Source organism: Bradyrhizobium sp. CIAT3101 (genome assembly GCF_029714945.1).
Classification (GTDB): domain Bacteria; phylum Pseudomonadota; class Alphaproteobacteria; order Rhizobiales; family Xanthobacteraceae; genus Bradyrhizobium.
The window spans coordinates 4,549,950-4,565,792 of the sequence record NZ_CP121634.1; the positions used below are offsets into that span (position 1 = coordinate 4,549,950).

The window sequence follows — 15,843 nt, forward strand, 5'->3', positions numbered from 1 at the left end:
CGCGGCCCCCTTCAGGGCGCGAACACGGCGACCATCACCGAGCCCCAGGTCGTCAGCAAAATGTTCGCGACGGGATAGGCCGGCGTATATCCGAGCACGGGCACCGGGCTTCCCGATCGCTCCTGGAGGGCGGCCATGGCGGCCGTCACCGTCTGCGAGCCGGTCAATCCGCCGAGCAGAAGGATCGGGTTCATGCGCAGGACGAAGTGACCGAAGCAGAATCCGACGATCTGCGGCAGCAGCGTCACGACCATGCCACCAAGCAGCAGGCCGATGCCGGACTCGCGCAAGGCGGAGAGAAAGATGGGCCCGGCGTGGATTCCTGTGAGGCCGACAAACGCGGCAAGTCCGAGTGACGTCATCAGGCTGATGGCGCCGTCCGGAATCCGACCGAACCGCGGGTTGAGCGTGCGGAGGTAGCCGACCAGGAGCCCGGCGAGCAGCGTGCCGACGCTGGTGCTCAGTGCGATCTTGATGCTGCCGACAGGAAAGCTCACGAGCACGCCGACGATGCCACCGAAGAATATGGCGAGCCCAAGCACCACGAAATCGATGCTGGTGCTGGGCTCAACGATGACACCGATGTTTTTCGCCGCGTTCTCCACAACCGGTTCGGGACCGACGATCCGCAGCAGATCGCCGCGCTGCAGGACCACGCCGGGTGCGATCGGCAACTCCTGGCCACCGCGGCGCAACGAACGCAGATAGAGGCCGCGTGTCCAGGTCTGCTCCGAGGCCTCCTGCAGGTTCATGCCGGCGAGCTTGGCGTTGATCAGGAAGACGTCCGCGGAGATCAGGGGAATGTCGAGCAGATCCCTGTCCTCGACCTCCTCGGCGCGCGAGCCGATCAGGTCGACGATGATTTGGCGCGGCGCCGAGATCGTGATCACATCGCCGGGTGCGAGAACCGTCGCCGGTTCCGCCTGGAACATGCGTTCTCCGTGGCGGATCCGGTGAATGAACAGGCGGTGCTCCGGCAGGCGCGCTTCGGCGGCGGCGACCGTCAATCCGATCAGCGGAGAGTCCGCGTCCAGCCGATAGGCGCGCAGCTCGAATTTCCGCCATGCCGACGCCAGGCCCGGCTTGCTCCGGCTCATGCCCAGCGACTGCTCGAGCTTGAGCGCCTCGTCGCGCAGGTCGATCTTGAGGAGGGCAGGCGCGACCACCGTGATCCACAGGATCACGCCCGCATAGCCGAAGATGTAGCAGACGGCGTCCGCGACAGCGATGTGCGAGACATAGAGTGCACGCTGCGTCTCGGGTGCCGCGAGGCCGTTGATCGCGTCGGTTGCCGTTCCCATCGCCGCGCTTTGAGTCAGGGCTCCCGACATCAGCCCGGCCGCGAGGCCGGGATCGAGACCGAGCGTCTTTCCCACGACGATGGCGGCCGCAAGGCCGGTGAGACCCACGACGACGGCGAGCAGCATCGGCTTCAGCCCGTCGCGCTTCATGGCCTGCACGAATTGCGGACCGACGGAATAGCCGATCCCGAACAGGAACAGCAGGAACAGGAAGGATTTGGTCATGCCGGAGACGGGTACATGCGCGAAGTCGCCGACCACGAGGCCGGCGAACAACGAGCCCGTGACCGGGCCGAGACTGAAGGCGCCGATCTTGAAGCTTCCGATCCAGTAGCCTGCGGCGATCACCAGGAACAGCGCAAGCTCGGGATAGCGGACGAGAAACTGTTCCAGCCAAGTCAGCATCTCAGCGCCGCCCGATCTCTACGTCATCAGCATGACGAGAACCATGCCCCAGATCGTCAGCAGCGTGTTTCCGACCGCGTAGGTGACGGTATAGCCGAGACCGGGAATTTGGCTGCGTGCGCGATCGTTGATCATGCCGAGCGAGGCCGTGGTGGTGCGAGCGCCCGAGCAGCATCCAAGCACGATGGCGTCATGGAAGCGGAATACGTATTTGCCGACATACATGGCGAGGATCAGCGGCACGGTCGTCACAGCGACGCCCCAGAGGAACAGGCCGATGCCTTGCGCCTTGAGGCCAGCCACGAATCCTGGTCCCGACGAGATACCGACGATCGCAATGAAGACATTGAGACCGACCGAGTTCATGAACCAGACGGTCGGTGAGGGAATCCGCCCGAAGGTGGGATGCACCGAGCGCAGCCAGCCGAAGAACAGACCCGAGATCAGTGCGCCGCCGGAGGTCGACAAGGTCAGCGGCACGCTGCCGATCTTGTAGACGATGGCGCCGATCAGCGCGCCGATGGCGATGGCGGCGCCGATGAAGGCCACGTCGGCGACGTCGGTCGCCTTGTCCGGCCGGCCGAGCATCTTTGTCGCGGCCGCGACGTCAGGCGTGCGCCCGACGATGGTGACGATGTCGCCGCGATTGATCTTGGTGTTGGGGAGGATCGGGATATCGACCGCGATGGCGCCTCTGGTGATCTTGCGCAGGAACACGCCGCGCGATGCCGGGATCTGCGCCAGTTGCTCCAGGGTTTTGCCGTCGACGTCCTTGCTGGTCACGTAGACATCGACGCCCTCGATCGGCATCGAGAGCAGATCGCGATCATCGACTTCCTCGGCCTGCTCGCCGATCAACTGCACGAGCACGTCGCGCCGGCCGGCCACGGCGACGACATCGTTCGCGTGGATCACGGCATCGGCGGTGGCGTCTATGATCTTGCCCTCCTGTCTCAGCCGCAGGATGAACACCCGATGGTCGGGCAGCAGCGCCTCGGCTTCCCGCACCGTTTTCCCGACCACCGGGCCGCGCTCGCGAACGCGGAATGCGCGGACATCGAACTGATGCCACGCGGTGCCGGGACCGCCCAGCTGCTTCTTGCCGCCGTGCTCTTCTTCATATTTCTTGCACGCAGCTTCGAGGTCGATGCCGAGCAGGGCGGGGCCAAGCAGCGCAAGAACGATGGCGGATCCGACGGTGCCGAAGATGTAGGTTACGGCGTAGGCGACGGGCATGCCATCGAGGATCTTCTTGGTGTCCTCCGGCGACAGGCCAAGTCGGTTGATGGCATCGGTTGCAAGGCCCATCGATGCCGAGATCGTCTGCGAGCCGGCATAAAGTCCGGCGGCCGAACCGACATCATAGCCGGCGAGTTTTGCTCCAACATACGCCGAGATCAGGCAGAACACGCAAACGACGGCCGCGAAGATCGCCTGTGGGACACCGTCCTGCGCAATGCCGCGCACGAATTGCGGACCGACCCCGTAGCCGATGGCAAACAGGAACATCAGGAAGAAGAACGGCTTGAGCGGACCTGTCACCGTAATGCCGATCTGGCCGATGATCACAGCGGCGATCAACGTCGCGGTGACGGCCCCGAGCCCGAGGCCCTTGTAGGTGAATGAGCCGAAATAATAGCCCAGGGCCAAGGACAGGAAGATCGCGATTTCCGGATAGCTCTTGAGCGTCTGAAAGAACCAGTCGATCATGATGTCACCCCTTCGTGCATCGGCACGCGCCCAGCTCGCTCCGCGCCACATCGGATGCGAAGATCTCGAGAACGAGATCTGAAGCCGTATCGAGCGATATGAGGCGACGGTCCACGCCGGACATGTTGATTTATGTCAACGGCCGAGCCTTGCGGCGTGCAGGATCGACAATACACATCGCGCTGCGTTGCGGGACAGCGGCGGGTTGCCAGACCCTTGAGCTAGATCAAGGGAAGCCGCTTGCTGCCCATCATGCTGAGCGCGATGACGCAGGTACGGAAGCCTGCTCCACCTCGTCCCAACAGATCGCATCGTTCGGGAGTGTCATATGGCCGATATCTTGACGCTGAAGAAATTCGAGGCACTGAGCCCGTTCGAGATCAAGGACGAGCTGATCAATCTCGCCAAGGCGACGTCGAAGCGGACGCAATCCGCATTCCTGAACGCCGGCCGCGGTAACCCGAACTGGGTGGCCACCACGCCGCGCGAAGGCTTCTTCCTGCTCGGGCAGTTCGCGATCACCGAAAGCAAGCGGGTTATGGAGCACCCGGCGGGGATCGGCGGCATGCCCCAGGCCAAGGGCATTGCCGCACGCTACGAGGCCTGGCTTGCCAAGCATTCGGACATGCCGGGCGCAAGCTTCCTTACGGAGATGCTGCCCTTTGCGGTCAAGAAATTCGGCTTCGAGCCGGACGCCTTCGTCCACGAGCTCGTCGATTCCATCATCGGCGACAATTATCCGGTGCCGGACCGCATGCTGGTGCACAACGAGAAGATCGTACACGAATATCTGATGTGGGCCGTCTGCGGCGAGCCGCGGCCATCGGGCAAGTTCGACATCTATGCGGTCGAGGGCGGCACGGCGGCGATGTGCTATCTCTTCAAGTCGCTGAAGGCCAATCGCCTGTTGCTCCCTGGCGACACCATCGCGCTGGGAACGCCGATCTTCACGCCGTACATCGAGATGACGCATCTGGAGGATTACGACCTCAAGGTCGTCCAGATCAAGGCGCCGCAGGAGAACAAATTCCAGTTCACCGACGACGAGATCAAGAAGCTGGAAGATCCGAAGATCAAGGCGTTCTTCATCGTCAACCCCGCCAATCCCAGCGGAATGGGAGTGAGCCCGGAAACGATCGGCAAGTTGAGCAAGCTGGTCAAGACCAAGCGCCCCGATCTCATGCTGTTGACTGACGACGTTTATGGCACCTTCGTCCATGGTTTCCGTTCGCTGCTGGGCGAGCTGCCGCACAACACCATCGGCGTGTATTCCTATTCCAAATATTTCGGCTGCACGGGGTGGCGGCTCGGCGCCATCGCCATTCACGAAGACAACATCTTCGACAAGATGATCGCCAAGCTGCCCGAGGCCGCGGTCAAGGCCCTCGACAAGCGCTACGGACCGCTGACGCTGGAGCCGCGCAAGCTGAAAATCATCGACCGCATTGTTGCCGACAGTCGCGATGTCGCGCTCAATCACACGGCGGGTCTGTCGCTGCCGCAGCAGGTGATGATGAGCCTGTTCTCGCTGTCGGAGATGCTGGACACGAAGAAGGCCTATCAGGCCGCCTGCATGGAAATCGTCAACAAGCGGCTGTGGGCGCTGCTCGACGGGCTCGGGCTTGCCGACAAGATGACGCCCAATCCGAACTACGACGCCTATTACGGACTGATCGATTTCGAGTTCTGGGCGAGAAAAAACATCGGGAACGAAGCCGTCGACTATCTGAAGAAGAATATCCATCCGCTCGATCTCGCATTCCGCCTGGCTGAGGCCCACGGCATCGTCCTGCTGAACGGCGGCGGTTTCGATGCGCCCGAATGGTCCTTGCGTGTGTCATTGGCCAATCTTCCCGACGACGTCTACGACGATATCGGTCGCGGCGTTCGGGCCATCGCACGCGGTTATCGGGACGCCTACGAGGCCGCCAAGGGAAGCGGGAATGCCAAGGCGACGCGATAGGGCCGGCGTACTGGTCCGGACTGGTTGGACGTCAATCTCAAATGGGGAACGAAAGTCATGAAAGGGTTTGTTGTTGGTGCTGCTCTTGCCTTAACCGCTGTCACGGCCTTCAGCGCGCCGTCGCGTGCCGATACCGGGCAGGTCGCCGTCGTCTTCACCAAGGGTGGTTTCATCGTCGGCGTCGGAGGTGGCGAGGGCGTGCTGGTCTATAGGGGCAAGAAATACCCCTTCACCGTCTCCGGCATGAGCGTCGGATTCACGGTCGGCGCTTCGACCACCAAGTTCGTCGGCCGCGCGCTCAATCTCAAAGGGCCGCAGTCGATCGAAGGCTCCTACGCGGCAGGCGGGGCGGGTGGCGCTGTTGCCGCCGGTGCGGGCGCCGTGCAGTTGCAGAACGGCAACGGCGTGATCCTTCAGCTCAGCGGGCCGAAGGTCGGCGCGGAAGTGTCGGCCGCGGTGGGCGGCGTCACGATCAAGCTGAAATAGGCGAAGGACATCCGTGAGGGCGAGCGGGCCGGGTCCCCCCGGCCCGTTCCGCTTTTCAGTATCGCTCCTCAACGAATTTCAGCCCGCGCAGGCTGGCCTGGTCGTTGTAGCGCCCCTTGTGGGAGCGTGCCGGCAGCGTGACCTTCTCGCGTTTGATCTTCTTGTAGGGGATCCTTTGCAGGATATGCGAGATGACGTTGAGCCGGGCGCGCCGCTTGTCGTCGGAGCGGATCAGCCGCCACGGCGCATGCTTGGTGTCGGTCGCCTCGAACATCATGTCGCGCGCACGGGAGTAATCGTACCAGCGGCCGAACGACTCGGTATCCATCGGGCTCAGCTTCCACTGCCGCAGCGGATCCTCGATCCGTGCCTTGAAGCGAAGCTCCTGTTCCTCCATCCCGACCTCGAGCCACAGCTTGATCAGGATGATGCCGGCGTCCACGGCGAATTTCTCGACCAGCGGACACAATTCCAGGAAGCGCTTGTGTTCGGCCGGCGAGCAGAAGCCCATGACATATTCCACGCCGGCGCGGTTGTACCAGCTGCGGTCGAAGATCACGATCTCGCCACCGGCCGGGAATTGCTCGATATAGCGTTGCAGGAACAGCTGGGACTTTTGCCGGTCGGACGGTGCGGGCAGGGCGCAGACCCGGAATACCCGCGGGCTCACCTTCTCCGTCAATGCCTTGATGGTCCCGCCCTTGCCGGCGGCGTCTCGGCCCTCGAAGATGATGATCACCTTCAATTTCTGGGCCTTGACCCACTCCTGGAGGTGGCACAGCTCGACCTGGAGCTTTTCGAGCTCCTTCTCATAGGCCTTGCGCTTCATTTTTTCCGCGGGCTCGTCCTTGGCCATGCCTGTCCTTTCGCTATTGCACGCGTTACTCGTCCCACGAAATGGTCACGCCGATATCGCCGGGCATGCCCCCGGGGAAGTCGATGATCTGGTAGGCGATGCGATAACCGCGCGGCTGGAGATAATCGGTCCAGAGCTGGAAGATCTCCTTGGGGATTCCGGTGAGCGTCTTTTCCCAGCCCTTTTCCATCTGATTGATGGCGCGCCCCTTGTCGGTGCAGAGCGAGTTCGGGAAGCGGTAGACCAGCACCTCGGTCAGGCCGTTGCGCACGGCACGCTGGATGATAGTGGCGGCGAGCTTGATCTTCTCTTCTTCGCTCTTGCCGGAGGGCTTGCTCAGGCGCTCGATCAGCGCGCGCTTCTCGGCCTCGGCAGCCGTGGCGAGACGGACATATTCCTCGGCCTTCTCCGCCTCCTTGAGAGCGGCTTCCTTCCGGATCTGGGTGGCGTTGGGAATGAGATCGTCGAGGCCGGGCATGGCAGCGGCTCCCTGTGATTATTCAAACGCATTCACAAAACGCTATGTCCGGTGAGGGGCATTCCCTTGATTCAAATCAAGCAAATTGGGAAGCTGCCCCAACACAGTGCCGCAAGAGCACGTTGAGCCGGGAGAGACCTTTGAACGAGCAGCTAAATCCGTTGGCACCGCACCATCTGCCATTCTACCTCGCGCCCGGAAGCGGCACCGATACATTGATGGTCGTGATGGGGATTTTCCTGATCGGCACTGTGCTCTGGGTCGGCACACTGTACTGGCGGCTGCACAGCCTCCCCGAGCGAATGGCGCACAAGTCGCAGAAGCTGCAGTTCGAGTTTGTCGCCGTGCTTGGGCTGATCTCGCTGTTCACGCACATGCACATCTTCTGGATCGCGGGCCTGTTGCTTGCGTTGATTGATATACCGGACTTCGGTACGCCGCTGCGCAGCATCGCTGACTCCGTCGAGAAGATCGCCGACGCGACACCGGGGCAGGACGACGTGCCGATAGAGGCCGGTCCTGCTGCGGCCGCCGCGGGCGCGTCGGATACCGCCAAAAAGGAGCACAGCCATGTTTGAGCTGATGTTCTGCTCGCTCCTTACGATCGTGCCGGATTATCTCTACCGTCGCTATGTGCAGGGCAAGCGCTTCGGCAAGGAGATCACCTTCTTCTCGGTCTGGTACGAGTTGCGCTGGGGCATCACCGGTTGCCTGATGCTGACGATCTCGCTCATCACCATGATCTTCTATTTCCATCCCGCGACGGATTCGGCGACGCTTTATTATCGAACTGTGCCAATTCTGCCCGAAGGGTCGGGGCGCGTCGAGGAGGTGAAAGTCAGCTTCAGCCAGGAGGTGAAGAAGGGCGACGTGCTGTTCACCCTGGACGCCTCCAAGCAGCGGGCTGCTGTGGAGACGGCCAAGCGAAAAGTTGCCGAAATCGACGCCGCGATGCAGACGGCGCAGGCCGATGTCGTCAAGGCGGAGGCGCAGATCGGCGAAGCGAAGGCGAATTATCAGCAGGCCAAGGACGAACTCGACGTCAAGAGCGAGCTTCAGCGCCGCAATCCCGGCATCGTTGCACAGCGTGACATCGACAAGCTCCAAGTGCTTGTCGATCAGCGTCAATCGGGCGTCGATGCCGCGACGGCCTCCAAACAGGCCGCGAGCCTGCAAGTCTCTACGTTGCTCCCGGCGCAGAAGGCGAGTTCACAGGCCGCGCTCGATCAAGCCCAGGTCGATCTCGACAAAACCACTATTCGGGCTGGGGTCAACGGTCGTGTCGAGCAATTCTTCCTTCGTCCCGGCGACCTCGTGGCGCAGATCATGCGGCCAGCCGGCATTCTCATTCCGGAGGGCGCGGGCAAGAGCACGCTTCAGGCCGGCTTCGGCCAGATCGAGGCTGGCGTGTTGAAAGCAGGCATGGTGGCGGAAGCAGCCTGCATCTCCAAGCCGTGGGTCATCATTCCCATGGTCATCACGAGCGTGCAGGACTACATCGCGGCCGGACAGTTCCAGGGCGGCCAGCAACTGATTGAGGCGGAGAACGGTCCCAAGCCCGGCACGATCCTGGTGTTCCTCGAACCGCTGTACAAGAACGGGCTCGACGGCGTCACGCCCGGCAGCAGCTGCATCGTCAACGCCTATACCAGCAATCACGAGGAGATTTCGGCGGAGCACACCAGCACCGGCCGGGCGATCGCGCTCCACGTGGTGGATGGCGTCGGCCTCGTGCATGCGCTGCTACTGCGCATCCAGGCCTTGCTGATGCCGATCAAGACGCTGGTGATGAGCGGGCACTGAGGCACTGAGCACGCGAGGGAATCAAAAATGAATTCGAGAAAATTGTTTGGATTGGGCGGATTGCTGTTCGCCTCGGTGCTCGTCACCGGGAGCAGGGCTAACGCAGTCGATCTCAAGGGCGCCTGGGCGAGTGATGCCGACAATTGCGCGAAAGTCTTCGTGCGCAAGGGCGCGCAGATAGGCTTCACCGACATGTCGGACGTCTACGGCGGCGGTTTCATCGTCGAAGGCGACCAGATCATCGGCAAGTTCGCGCGCTGCCGGATCAAGGTGCGGAAGGACAACGGGCCGGATGTCAATCTGATCGCGGCGTGTGCGACCGACATGATGCTGTCCAGCGTTCAGTTCAGCCTGAAGGCGCCGGATGCCGACAGCCTGATCCGCCTCTTCCCGGGCATGGACGACATGGAGATCCGCTATCATCGTTGCCCGGCGACTTAGCGGCAGGTCCAAGGGCTGTCCGCGCCTTGCCATTCCCGCTAGAATGTCCCGAAAGCGGCCGTCGGAAGCCGCGGGATTGGAGCATGAACAGGCGGATGTCGACTGACACGCTCAGGTCGCGGTCGGCGATGGCCGCGCTGTTGTGCCTTGGCCTGTTCGTTGCGGTGTGCACGTTGGCGGGGCGGGCCAATGCCGTGGAACGGAAGCTGGGCGGGGAGCTCAAGCGCGTCCTGATCCTGCATTCCTTCGGCCGCGAGTTTCGGCCGTGGAGCGAGTACGCCCGCAGCATCAAGGCCGAGCTCGAGCGTCAGTCGCCATGGCCGCTCGACGTCCAGGAGCACACGCTGCTCTCAGCGCGCTTCAACAATCCGGGTCCGGAGGCTCCCTTTGTCGAATATCTCAGTTCGCTGTATCAAGGCGCATTCCCCGACATCGTGCTGAGCATCGGCGCGCCGGCGGCGCGGTTCGTGCAGAGATACCGGGCCAAACTCTTCCCCGACACGCCGATGGTGCTGACCGTGGTCGAGCAACGGCTCGTCAATCGCTCGGACCTCACCGACAACGACGTGGTGGTGTCGGTCTGCAATGATTTCCTGGCCGCATTCAACAACATCCTTCAGGTTTTGCCGGCGACCAAAACGGTCGCTGTCGTCGTCGGCGCGTCGCCGCTCGAGCAGTTCTGGATGGACGAGGTGAAGCGGGAGCTGAAGCCATTGGATGGCCGGCTCGAGCTCGTCTGGTTTTCGGACCTGTCGTTCGAGGAGATCCTGAAACGAGCGGCGAATCTTCCGCCCCACACGGTGCTGTTCTGGGGCCTGATGTCGGTTGATGCCGCCGGAATCGTCCATGAAGGCGACATCGCGCTGCGCAGCCTTCATGCGGTCGCGAATGCACCCATCTTTTCCTACCAGGAGCCGTTCTTTGGCGGCAGTACCGTCGGCGGCCCCATGCATTCAACGGCCGAGACGACCCGGAAGACTGTCGATGCCGCCATCCGCATCCTCAGAGGCGAGAAGCCGTCCAGCATCAAATACGAGCCGATCGGGTTTGCCGCGCCGAAATACGACTGGCGCGAGCTGCAGCGCTGGGGCATCAGCGAAAGCAGTCTGCCTGCCGGGAGCGAGATTCTGTTTCGCGAGCCGACCATGTGGGAGAGCTATCGCTGGCAGATGCTGCTCATCGCCGCCATCATCCTGGTGCAGGCGGGCCTGATCAGCGGATTGCTGCATGAGCGTCGCCGCCGCCAGCTCGCCGAGGTCGAGTCCCGTCAGCGGCTGGCCGAGCTCGCGCATGCCAACCGGTATTCGGCCGTCGGCGAGCTGACGACGTCCATTGCCCACGAACTGAACCAGCCGCTCGGCTCGATCCTGACAAATGCCGAAACCGCGGAGCTCATGCTCAAGGGAGCCTCGCCCGATATCGACGAGATCAGGCACATTCTCGCCGACATCAGGCGCGACGACCAGCGCGCGAGCGAGGTGATCCGCCGCCTGCGCAGCGTGTTGAGGAAGACGCCGTTCGAGATCAGGACTCTCGAGCTCAACGACACGGTGTTGGAGGCGATCGGGCTGGCCGCGGCAGTTGCCGATGGACGCCGCATTGCGCTGAGCTATGTGCCTGCCGCCACCGCTCTGCCGATCAAGGGCGATCCCGTCCAGGTCCAGCAGGTCATCCTCAACCTCATCATCAACGCGATGGATGCGATCTCCGATGCGGACATGAAGAAGCGCGAGGTGAACGTGTCGACGGCCCGGGCGGGCAACCAGGCCGAGATCAGGATCGCCGATACCGGCCCCGGCATCGCAACCGGCGATCTCACAAACGTCTTCAATCCGTTTTTCACGACCAAGCCGGAGGGCATGGGGATGGGGCTTGCGATCGCCAAGACGATCGTCGAGGCCCATCACGGCACGATGGCCGCAGAGACTCTGCCGGCGGGCGGTGCGCTGTTCACGGTCAGGCTGCCGATCGTCCGATAACGACCGGTGCCCGGCCGGCTTCTGATGGAGGCCGAACTGATCGCGTGAGCGCTTTGCGTTGCAACAGCCAGGCGGCGCAGTTTCGTTGATCTCGATCAACGAACGCCTCTGCCCCGGCCCGATGGTCGCGGACGGAAAGTTTTGTGGAGGTTTCCGATGTTTCGCTGCGGCAAGATCCTGATGGCGCTTGCGCTGGTGGTGGCAGTGCCCGCCGCTGCAATGGCTCAGGCCACCACGCCGGCGACGCCGGCCGCCCCGAGCACGCAGGCGCAGCCCGCGAGCCCACCGCCGCCGGCTGCGGAGCTCCTGAAGCCGGAGCAGCTCGAAGCCCTCGTCGCGCCGATTGCGCTCTATCCCGATGAGCTTCTCGCCAACGTGCTTGCCGCCTCGACCTATCCGCTCGAAGTGGTGCAGGCCGACCGCTTTCTGAAGGAGCGCAAGAGCCTGAAGGGCGATGCACTGAAGACCGAGGTCGACAAGCAGAGCTGGGATGACAGCGTCAAGGCATTGGCCAGCACCGCCGATGTCCTGACCATGATGAGCGACAAGCTCGACTGGACCCAGAAGCTCGGCGATGCTTTTCTCGCTCAGCAGCCCGACGTGATGGATGCGATCCAGCGTCTGCGCAACAAGGCCTATGACAACAAGAAGCTCGTCACCACCAAGCAGCAGAAGGTCAGCGTCCAGACCCAGGAGGGCAAGCAGGCGATCGTGATCCAGCAGGCCAACCCTGACGAAATGTACGTGCCGTATTATGATCCGGCGACGGTCTACGGCACCTGGCCCTATGCGGAATATCCGCCGTATTATTGGGGCTATCCGTCCTATATCGGCGCCGGGGTGATCGCCGCGGGCCTCGCCTTCGGCACGGCCTGGGCGATCGGACGCTGGGGCAACTACTGGGGCGGCGGCTGCAACTGGGGCAACCGCAACGTCTACGTCAATCACCGCACCACCAACATCAGTGGCGGCTGGCAGCACAATCCGGCGCATCGCGGCGGCGTGCGCTACAGCAACACCAACGTTCAGCAGCGCTTCGGCAACACCAACGTCAGGGCCGGCGCGTCCGACCGGATGGATTTCCGCGGCCGTGACGGCAACCAGGTGCTGCGTCCGGACCAGGGAGCGCGTGACCGGGCAGGCGACCGCGCGGGTGATCGCGGTGGTCCGGGTGACCGTGCCGGAGATCGGGCCGGGGATCGCGAGGGTGACCGTGCCGGCAATCGCGGCGATCGGCCCGGAGGTGGCGACCGCGCCGGCGCGGGCGATCGTGCCAAAGGCGGCGGTGACCGGGCCAAGAATGCTGGCAAGAACGCCGGTAAGGGCGGCGGCGATCGCGCCAAGGCAGCGAACCGTGGCGGCGGCAATAAGGCAGCGAGCGCCAATCGCGGCGGTGGCAATCGCGGCGGCGCCATGAACGTCTCCTCCGGCCGGTCGGCGGCCGCGGCGTCGGCACGCGGACGTGCGAGCATGGCAAGCATGCCGCGCGGCGGTGGCGGGCCGAGCATGGCCGGCCGTGGCGGTGGCGGCGGCATGGCGATGCGTGGCGGTGGTGGCGGCTTCGGCGGTGGCGGAGGTCGTGGCGGCGGCGGTGGCCGGCGCTCCGATATCGCTCTGAAGTACGACATCGTCCTGCTCGGGCATCTCTCCAATGGCCTCGGCTATTATCGCTTCAGCTACATCGGCAGCGACAAGGCCTATGTCGGCGTGATGGCGCAGGAGGTCGAGCAGGTGATGCCCAACGCGGTGACTCGCGGCAGCGACGGATATCTGCGGGTCTATTACGAAAAGCTCGGGCTGACATTCCGCACCTACCGCGACTGGGTCGCCGGCGGCGCGAAGATCCCGGCGGAGGTGATGCCATGATCGGCCTGAAATCGTTCCGCCGTGCGATCCTGCCCGGCATGGTGGCGCTTGCATTGTTCGGCTCGCCGGCCCTCGCGCAGGAATCCTACAAGTCGCCGGAGGACGCAGCCGCCGCGCTTGCCGCCGCGGTCAAGAGTGGCCCGAAAGACATCCTGAAGGTGCTCGGCAGGGCCGCCGAGGACATTGTCGCCTCCGGCGACGAGGTCGCCGACAACGACATCCGCGCGCGCTTCTCGTCGATGTACGACGCCAAGCACGGCATCAAGGCGGAGGGCAACAAGACCGCGACCCTGATGCTGGGACCGGATGATTTCCCGTTCCCGATCCCGCTGGTGAACACCAAGACCGGATGGGCGTTCGACACCGACGAGGGACGGATCGAGGTGCTTCGTCGCCGCATCGGCCGCAACGAGCTCGACGCGATCCAGACCGCGCTCGCCTATGTCGACGCGCAGAACGAATACGCCGACAAGGACCGCGGCGAGGGCGCCGGTGTCTATGCCCAGCGCATCGTCTCGTCACCCGGCAAGAAGGACGGCCTGTTCTGGCGCGATGACAGTGATCCGAGCCCGCTCGGCGCGCTGGCGGCCGAGGCCTCGAAGGAGGGCTACAGGGCAGGCGATGTCGGTCCCGTGCCCTACCACGGCTACTACTTTCACATCCTCAAGGGGCAGGGCCGCGATGCGCCGGGCGGCGCGCTCAACTACGTCGTCAAGGGCAAGATGATCGGAGGCTTTGGCCTGATCGCCTGGCCTGCCGAATACGGCAATTCCGGCGTGATGACCTTCCTCGTCAATCATGCCGGCACCGTCTACCAGAAGGACCTTGGCAAGCGTACCGAGACCATCGCCGAACGCACCACGCTGTTCGACCCCGATGAGACCTGGAAGAAAGTCGATGCCGCAAAACCCTGAACGGCGCATCGGTGCGTTCCGCCTGATTGCGATGCTCCTGCTGGCGCTGGGGCTCGCGCTACCTGCGACACCATCTTTCGCGCAGGCGGCCGGTCATGTCCGGGTCAAGATCGTCAAGGCCGGCCTTCTCGTCGGCGGCGGCGTCGGCAGCGGAACGCTGGTCTATCGCGGCAAGACCTATCCGTTCAAGGTCAGCGGCCTGAGCTTCGGCATCACCGCCGGTGCCACCATCGGCCGTCTCGACGGCTGGGCCTCGGATATCCGCGAGGTCGGCGACTTCGCCGGCACCTATAGCTCCGTCGGCGGCGGCTTTGCGCTGGTCGGCGGCGTCAACGGCGTCCACCTCCGCAACGAGAAGGGCGTCACGATTGTCCTGCAGGGTCCGAAGGCCGGACTGGAACTGGCGGCCAATCTGAGCACGATTGTGATCGCGCTGAAGTGACGTGCGGGGTTCAGCGCTCTGCCGCCGCTCTTCCGTTCGCATCGCCCCGTATTCGGCCGGAGTGGCGAGGCGTGCCGCGCGGCCACGTCGCTAACGTGGAATTAATCTGAAAAGCCCACAATTTAAGTCAGTTGTTGTGAGTGCTGCGTAAGGGAGGCGTCGCGAGGACGTTCCGGCGACGGCCTCCTTTTGCTTGCTCATGAGGTCAATGCACATGACCACGACATCCGAAACGCCGGGCTTTGTCGAACATCTCGATGCTGCAGCACTTGCAGTCGCCGCATCCGAGGTCCGCCCCGAACCTGAAGCCCCGGAAGCGCTCGCGGTGGTCAAGCAGTCCAGCCGGAAATCGGTCCTGGCATTGGCGGTATGTGCCCTGGCCATCAATGGCGCGGCGGCCATCTATACGTTGCCATTCGATCTTCCGTCGCCGAACCTCCCCAACCTGGCTGCGCTACTCCCTCGTCTGGAAGAGTCCGCGCCAAAGCCGGATCCGATTGTCGCTGCCTTGAAGGATATCCAGTCGGCCCAGCAGCAGCAGGCCGCCGCGCTGCTGGAGATCAATTCCTCATTGCAGCAAAATGCAGCTCTGCAGCAGCAGGATTCAACGACCCTCCTGTCTCTCCGACAGAGCATCACGGACGAACGGGTCGACGTGAAGAAGATATCGCCGCAGCTTTCGACGCTGATCGCGAAGATCGACACGCTGCAAAGTACGATGATGTCGGAAGTAACCTCCTCCATTCCAAAACTGCGCGCGCACGATCGGCTCATGATGCGCAAGCGGATGGCTCGGCAGCCGAAATCCGTAGGACCCGTTTCGCTGGGAGGAGCGCCGCTGAGCACGCCCGCGACGGTTGCTGCGCCGGCTACGGTTGCTGCGCCGGAGAGCTGAGCGCGCGTCGAGTAAGTCGCTTGGACCCTTGTCGCGTGAGGTTGGCCTAACGGCTCACGGCAACAGGTCTTCGTCTGTCCCCGCCCTAGTTGCGGTGACAGTCCGTTCGGGACCGCTCCCGTCCGCGACTGTTACCGAAGATGATGACTTGGGGAGTTGTTGGTGAGCGCGCTGGGGCTCGAACCCAGGACCCCGTGATTAAAAGTCACGTGCTCTACCGGCTGAGCTACGCGCTCCCATGGCCGCCGGATGGCTTTTCGATTGATCGCCATCGTCGTCGGACATTTGGAAAAGCATGTCTTGC

At 63.3% G+C, this 15,843-nt stretch carries 14 protein-coding genes and 1 tRNA gene; 10 read left to right on the forward strand and 5 right to left on the reverse strand.

Going from position 1 to position 15,843, the window contains the following annotated elements:
• Positions 1-11: 11 nt before the first annotated feature.
• Entirely contained in the window at positions 12-1,706 is a 1,695-nt protein-coding gene (aspT, locus tag QA645_RS21500) for an aspartate-alanine antiporter (protein WP_283052923.1), read from the reverse strand.
• An 18-nt stretch (positions 1,707-1,724) separates the two neighbouring features.
• Positions 1,725-3,416 carry an aspartate-alanine antiporter gene (gene aspT / locus QA645_RS21505; protein WP_283052925.1) on the reverse strand — a complete coding sequence of 564 codons (1,692 nt, stop codon included), beginning with the start codon at positions 3,414-3,416 and terminating at the stop codon, positions 1,725-1,727.
• A gap of 328 nt (positions 3,417-3,744) precedes the next feature.
• Between aspT (QA645_RS21505) and aspD the strand changes: the two genes are divergently transcribed.
• Both aspD and QA645_RS21515 read left to right on the forward strand, forming a co-directional pair.
• Positions 3,745-5,379, forward strand: a complete 1,635-nt coding sequence (gene aspD, locus QA645_RS21510; protein WP_283052927.1) for an aspartate 4-decarboxylase — start codon at positions 3,745-3,747, stop codon at positions 5,377-5,379.
• A gap of 57 nt (positions 5,380-5,436) precedes the next feature.
• Complete coding sequence (locus QA645_RS21515) at positions 5,437-5,865, forward strand: hypothetical protein (protein WP_283052929.1); 429 nt, start codon at positions 5,437-5,439, stop codon at positions 5,863-5,865.
• Positions 5,866-5,920: 55 nt separating this feature from the next.
• Here the strand turns inward: QA645_RS21515 and ppk2 are convergent, their stop codons facing one another.
• Both ppk2 and QA645_RS21525 read right to left on the reverse strand, forming a co-directional pair.
• Positions 5,921-6,721, reverse strand: a complete 801-nt coding sequence (gene ppk2, locus QA645_RS21520; protein WP_283052930.1) for a polyphosphate kinase 2 — start codon at positions 6,719-6,721, stop codon at positions 5,921-5,923.
• A gap of 25 nt (positions 6,722-6,746) precedes the next feature.
• Entirely contained in the window at positions 6,747-7,199 is a 453-nt protein-coding gene (locus QA645_RS21525) for a hypothetical protein (protein ID WP_254193790.1), read from the reverse strand.
• A gap of 140 nt (positions 7,200-7,339) precedes the next feature.
• On the opposite strand from QA645_RS21525, the gene QA645_RS21530 reads away from it, so the two are divergent.
• The 8 genes from QA645_RS21530 (at position 7,340) to QA645_RS21565 (ending at position 15,539) form a co-directional block, all read left to right on the forward strand.
• A complete protein-coding gene (locus QA645_RS21530) occupies positions 7,340-7,777 on the forward strand; it encodes a hypothetical protein (RefSeq protein WP_283052932.1) in 438 nt (145 codons plus the stop codon).
• A complete protein-coding gene (locus tag QA645_RS21535; RefSeq protein WP_283052933.1) occupies positions 7,770-9,002 on the forward strand; it encodes a biotin/lipoyl-binding protein in 1,233 nt (410 codons plus the stop codon). Before QA645_RS21530 ends, QA645_RS21535 begins: the two co-directional genes overlap by 8 nt.
• Positions 9,003-9,029: 27 nt before the next feature.
• Entirely contained in the window at positions 9,030-9,443 is a 414-nt protein-coding gene (locus QA645_RS21540) for a hypothetical protein (protein WP_283052934.1), read from the forward strand.
• Positions 9,444-9,526: 83 nt separating this feature from the next.
• Positions 9,527-11,422, forward strand: coding sequence for a HAMP domain-containing sensor histidine kinase (locus QA645_RS21545; protein ID WP_283052935.1), 1,896 nt, complete (start codon positions 9,527-9,529; stop codon positions 11,420-11,422).
• Between the two features lie 156 nt (positions 11,423-11,578).
• On the forward strand, positions 11,579-13,288 hold the full coding sequence (locus QA645_RS21550) for a DUF3300 domain-containing protein (protein ID WP_283052936.1): 1,710 nt from the start codon (positions 11,579-11,581) through the stop codon (positions 13,286-13,288).
• A complete protein-coding gene (locus QA645_RS21555; protein WP_254193785.1) occupies positions 13,285-14,202 on the forward strand; it encodes a DUF2950 domain-containing protein in 918 nt (305 codons plus the stop codon). Before QA645_RS21550 ends, QA645_RS21555 begins: the two co-directional genes overlap by 4 nt.
• Entirely contained in the window at positions 14,186-14,644 is a 459-nt protein-coding gene (locus tag QA645_RS21560; protein ID WP_283052939.1) for a hypothetical protein, read from the forward strand. Before QA645_RS21555 ends, QA645_RS21560 begins: the two co-directional genes overlap by 17 nt.
• 208 nt (positions 14,645-14,852) lie before the next feature.
• Positions 14,853-15,539, forward strand: a complete 687-nt coding sequence (locus tag QA645_RS21565) for a hypothetical protein (RefSeq protein ID WP_283052941.1) — start codon at positions 14,853-14,855, stop codon at positions 15,537-15,539.
• A 160-nt stretch (positions 15,540-15,699) separates the two neighbouring features.
• On the opposite strand, the gene QA645_RS21570 is transcribed toward QA645_RS21565, so the two are convergent.
• Positions 15,700-15,775 (reverse strand) — tRNA-Lys (locus QA645_RS21570).
• Positions 15,776-15,843: the final 68 nt, after the last annotated feature.